Raw genomic sequence first — 3378 nt, 5'->3', positions numbered from 1 at the left:
CAGGGTCTCCGGGGCGGGGGCGGCGCCGGACGGCTCGGGCCCGAGCCCGACCGCGGCGACGATCGGGGCGGTGACCGTGCCCAGCGTGGCCAGCTTGATCACCTCGCCGGGGCCACCGGTCGCGCCGAGCAGCGCCAGCGTCTCGGTCAGCTTGCCGTCGAACGCGGCGGCGATGCTCTCCGCGCCGGTGGCCAGCAGCAGGGTGCCGGCGAGGCCGCTGGTGGCGCCCTGCTCTCCGGTCTGGCTGTGCACGCCGATCACGATCGCGTCGACGGCGAGTTCGGCCGGGTCGGTGTCGACGAGGCTCAGGGTGGTGCTGGGCGATGTCACTGAAGCTACTCCGGGCGGGCCGGGCCGGCCGCGACGTCGCGTACCGGCGATGAAGGTCTCCGGCGGAACGTACCCGTCGGAGGTCGGGGCTGTCCCGCCGACGGCACCGGCGGGTCCCGCCGATGCTAACCAGCCGTTCAGGCCCCGGTAAGTTCCCACCCATGACCGACGTGACCTCCGACGCCGCCGCGACCCGGCTGCGCCGTTCCCCGCTGCACGAGCGGCACACCGCTCTCGGCGCCAAGTTCGCCCCGTTCGGTGGCTGGGAGATGCCCCTGGAGTACGCCGGGGGTGGAGTGCTCAGGGAACACACCGCCGTGCGCGCCGGGGTGGGCGTCTTCGACGTCTCCCACCTGGGCAAGGCGCGGGTGACCGGGCCGGGCGCCGTGGAGTTCGTCAACGCCTGCCTCAGCAACGACCTGGGCCGCGTCGGGCCGGGCCGGGCGCAGTACACGCTCTGCTGCGACGAGGCCACCGGCGGCGTGGTGGACGACATCATCGCGTACCTGCACGCCGACGACCACGTCTTCCTCATCCCGAACGCCGCGAACACCGCCGAGGTGGTGCGCCGGCTGCGCGCCGCCGCGCCGCCGTCGGTCACGGTCACCGACGAGCACGAGGCGTACGCGGTCCTCGCGGTGCAGGGCCCGCGCTCCGCCGAACTGCTCGGCGCGCTGGGCCTGCCGACCGGGCACGACTACATGAGCTTCTCCACCGCGTCGCTGGCGGGCGCCGAGCTGACGGTGTGCCGCACCGGCTACACCGGCGAACTGGGCTACGAGCTGGTGGTGCCCGCCGAGCACGCCGTCGCGGTCTGGGACGCGCTCTTCGCCGCCGGCGAGGCCGCCGAGCTGCGGGCCTGCGGTCTGGCCGCCCGGGACACCCTGCGCACCGAGATGGGCTACCCGCTGCACGGGCAGGACCTGTCGCTGGACATCACCCCGGTGCAGGCCCGCTCCGGCTGGGCGGTCGGCTGGGACAAGCCGGCCTTCTGGGGCCGTGACGCGCTGCTCGCGGAGAAGGCGGCCGGCCCACGCCGTACGCTGCGCGGCCTGGAGGCCGTCGACCGCGCCATCCCCCGCCCCGGCATGACCGTGCACGTCGGCGACGCGCAGGTCGGCACCGTCACCAGCGGCACCTTCTCGCCCACCCGGAAGCAGGGCATCGCCCTGGCCCTGCTGGACACCGCCGCGAAGCTGGCCGACGGCGACCTGGTCGAGGTCGACATCCGCGGCCGCCGCGCCCAGATGCGCGTCACCCGCCCCCCCTTCGTCACCCCCTCCGTCCGCTAACCCCCTCCCCGCCCCCGGGTTCCCTTCGGTGATCATGAGGTTGGCGGGGGTTCGTGAGATCAATCCCACCGTCAACCTCATGATCACCGGCGGGAACCCGGGTGGGAGTGGGGGTGGGGTGGGGTTAGACCGGGGGGTGGGGGCGTTCGCCGGCGTCTAGGACGGCCTGGGTCCAGCCGCCCTCGATGACGCCGGTGCCGTCGAGCACGGCCCAGTCGACGACGTCCGCGGCCTCCACCACCACGGGGGAGCCGATCCGGACGGTCGGGTCGGTGTCGGCGTCGCTGGCGCTGGCGGCGACGATCCGCTCCGGCGCGTCCCACGAGGTGACCCCGGCCCAGACGTACTCGGGCCCGTCGTCGCCGGGCAGGCCGTACTTCACCACCAGCTGGGTCTCCGGCGGGAGCTGGCCGGCGAGGAAGCGGGCCCGGATGTCGCCCAGCCCGGCGCGGGCGGTGGCCACGGCCTTGCTCATCGCGTCGCCCGGCCGGGCGTAGCGCACGTCGGGCTGGATGCCGGCGAAGAGGGTGGCGCAGGCGGCGGCGTAGTAGCGGCCGTCCGGGCCCGGGTGCCCGGCCGGCGGGCGCAGGCTCAGGAACGAGTCGGCCTCCGGGTCGGTGGCCGGGTCCAGCTCCAACCGGAGCAGCACCGGCGCGGTCGCCCCGTGCTGCTCCGGATTGCCGTACGCCACCGCGATGTCGTGCCCGGTCACCGTGGCCAGCACGGGCAGTTGCACGAACGCGGGCACCTCGTCGCCGGCCAGCCCGTCGGTCCAGTCCCGCAGCAGCCGCCGCGCCGCGCCGGTCATCACCGCGCCCCAGGCCCGGGTGAGGTGGTCGGGCACCCCCTGGGTCTGCAACTCCAGCAGCCCGAAGCGGCGCAGCCCCTTGGTGGTGAACCAGAGCCCCTCCGCGTCGGAGGAGTACGGCACCAGCACCCAGTCGACCAGCCGGATCCGGCCCTGGGAGTCCGGCAGTGAGCGCAGCGCGGTCGCCGGGTCGAGGAACTGCAACCCGAAGACGTCCACCACGTCGCCGTCGACGGACTCGGCGACGGCCGCCGCCACCGCCCGCGCCGCCCACTCGTGCGCCGGCGGCCAGCCCGGCCGGTACTCGGCCTGCACCACCACCAGGTGGGTCGCGGCGGCCAGCCGGCCCAGCTGCGCCTCGGTGGCGCCGAACGCGGTGAGCAGGTCCGGCGGCAGCGCGGGGAACTCGGCGACCGGCCGGGTGTCCACGGTCATCAGCGGGCTGTCCAGCATCTGCTTCGCCAGCCCGTGCACCGGCTCGGCGAGCCGTCCGGTGAGCCGCTCCACGGCCGTCTTCGTGCTCACCTTCGGCAGCCCCGTCATGGGCACCAGGTAGGTCGCGCTCAGCGACTCCGGGACCGGTACGGGCAGGAAGTCGTCCGTGATGAGCATGTGGTCCCCCGGATGGCCGCGCCGGTGCTGTCGTGGGAGAACGCTACCCGGCGCCTCCGGCCCCGTTCAGCCGGACAGCACCACTCCCAGGTAGACGAGCGTGGTGACCACTTCGACGGTCGCGCCGAGCACGTCGCCGGTGACGCCGCCGAGCCGGCGTACCACGTGTCGCAGCAGCCCCACCGCGACGGCGAGGGCGACGGCGACGGCGAGCGGCCCCTGCCACGGGTGGTCCGGCACCGCCGGGACCGCGACGAGCGCGACGGCGGCCGTTCCGGCGACCAGCGCGACCGGCCCGACGGTGCCGGCGACCAGCGCGCCGAGCACCTCGGGGCG

Annotated in this window: 4 protein-coding genes; 1 reads left to right on the top strand and 3 read right to left on the bottom strand. The window is 75.1% G+C overall.

The window, feature by feature from the left end; all coding sequences use genetic code 11:
• Positions 1-330, bottom strand: a 330-nt coding sequence (locus NCC78_RS29755) for a M17 family peptidase N-terminal domain-containing protein (protein ID WP_284706370.1), incomplete at its 3' end; no start/stop codon positions are given.
• A gap of 161 nt (positions 331-491) precedes the next feature.
• Between NCC78_RS29755 and gcvT the strand changes: the two genes are divergently transcribed.
• Entirely contained in the window at positions 492-1622 is a 1131-nt protein-coding gene (gcvT, locus tag NCC78_RS29750) for a glycine cleavage system aminomethyltransferase GcvT (RefSeq protein ID WP_250798688.1), read from the top strand.
• Between the two features lie 124 nt (positions 1623-1746).
• Here the strand turns inward: gcvT and NCC78_RS29745 are convergent, their stop codons facing one another.
• Complete coding sequence (locus NCC78_RS29745; RefSeq protein ID WP_250798687.1) at positions 1747-3042, bottom strand: DUF2314 domain-containing protein; 1296 nt, start codon at positions 3040-3042, stop codon at positions 1747-1749.
• Positions 3043-3108: 66 nt separating this feature from the next.
• Positions 3109-3378: adenosylcobinamide-GDP ribazoletransferase (locus NCC78_RS29740; protein WP_250798686.1), on the bottom strand; the 270-nt coding region annotated here is incomplete at its 5' end.

Source organism: Micromonospora phytophila (assembly GCF_023656545.1).
Taxonomy (GTDB): domain Bacteria; phylum Actinomycetota; class Actinomycetes; order Mycobacteriales; family Micromonosporaceae; genus Micromonospora; species Micromonospora phytophila.
This window is presented reverse-complemented; position numbering and strand designations above follow the sequence as displayed.